Here is a 1,584-nt window from a genome sequence, read left to right on the forward strand (position 1 = left end):
TCATCACTATCAATCTCAAGTTCTGAAAGCTTTAAATTCTCGCTATATAAAAGTTTTAATTTTCCAAAAAGAAAAAAAGCCAAATCGATTTCGTGAGAAAGATCAAGTAAAACTCCACCTCCTAGTTCTTTTTTTGCACTATAGTTTTCCCTATAATCTATATCACGCCAATTAGGCAAATAAGAATGACAACTCAATTCTACAAAATAAGGTTTTTCAACTTGCAAAATTTCTTTTAAAGCTTTAATTAAGGGATTAAATCTTAAAAGATAAGCAATGAAAATTTTATTTTTATTACTTTGAAAAGGAATAAATTTTTCAAATAAAGGTTTTTCAACTAATATAATCTTATCTTTAACAAAAGTATCAATTTTTTTTAAAGTCTCTAAATGTAAAGTTGTGATATTAGCAATAATAAAAAGATCAAATTCCATTAAAGAAAGCTCGTCCCAAGAATTATAAAGTTTTGTCTCTTTAACATCTTTTTTACAAGCACTAAAAGAAAGCAAAGAAATATCAAAACCTAAATTTTTAAGGGCTAAAAAATGTTTTTTTCCAATACTCCCAAAGCCTATAATTAAAGCTTTCACCTAAAATCCTCATTTGCTCTTGCAAATTCTTCAATTCTACCTATGTCAATCCAATAATCACGCAATAAAAAAGTATTGATTTTTTCATTTTTTTGCATTAAGATTTTTATCAAATCAGGCATATCTAAATACTCATTTTTATTTAAAAAATTTAAAACTTCAGGTTTTAGCGCATAAATTCCAGCACTAACTAAAAATTTCATAGTTGGTTTTTCTTGTATATTTTTTATAAAACCATTTTGTTCTTTTATAACTCCATAAGGTATGCTTTGTTCAAATTCTCTCACACATACACTCATTAAAGCCTTACTTTTTTTATGGGCTTTTAAAAATTCTAAAAAATCAAGTTCGGTTAAAATATCTGCATTCATTACAATAAAACTTTCTTTTAAAGGCTCTTCAATCAAACTTAAAGCCCCTGCTGTCCCTAATTTTTTCTTTTCTTTAATATAGGAAATTTTAACCCCAAAATCTGTGCCATCTTTAAAATAATTTTCTATAATTTGTTTTTTATAATTTACACAAAAAATAAAATTTTCAAAGTTTTGCAAAGAAAGTCTTGAAACAATGCTCTCTAAAATAGGTTTTTTTCCCACTTTTAACATAGGCTTTGGGGTGTGCTTTGTAAGCTCTTTAAGTCTTGTTCCAAGTCCTCCAGCCATTAAAATCACATAGTTTGGAAGTTTAGTTTTGGCTAAAAGTGAAGAAATAGATCTTATGGAAATTATTTCATCTTTTTCATTGATAACAGGAAAATCATAAATATCTGTTTTTGAAGAAAGTTCTAAAAGTTCAGCTTTACTTGTATTTTCTTTTATTATGATAGGATTTTTAGTATAAATATCTTCTATACAATCATAAATCATTTTTCCATTAATCAAAGCTTTTCTAATATCAGAATCGCTAATAACTCCCAAAAATTTATCTTTTTGATCTACTACAATACCAAGTCTTACTCTTTCTTTGCCAACTATATTTAAAGCTTCTTTTATAC

General features: G+C 26.1%; 2 protein-coding genes. Both read right to left on the reverse strand.

Annotation, left to right across the window (positions count from 1 at the left end; genetic code table 11):
* Positions 1–590, reverse strand: a 590-nt coding sequence (locus JG677_RS08035) for a Gfo/Idh/MocA family protein (RefSeq protein WP_200286111.1), incomplete at its 3' end; no start/stop codon positions are given.
* Positions 587–1,582, reverse strand: coding sequence for a nucleotidyltransferase family protein (locus JG677_RS08040; RefSeq protein WP_325099575.1), 996 nt, complete (start codon positions 1,580–1,582; stop codon positions 587–589). The genes JG677_RS08040 and JG677_RS08035, both read right to left, overlap by 4 nt.
* Between the last annotated feature and the right edge of the window lie 2 nt (positions 1,583–1,584).

Source organism: Campylobacter sp. TTU-622 (genome assembly GCF_016598965.1).
In the GTDB taxonomy this organism is placed as follows: domain Bacteria; phylum Campylobacterota; class Campylobacteria; order Campylobacterales; family Campylobacteraceae; genus Campylobacter_D.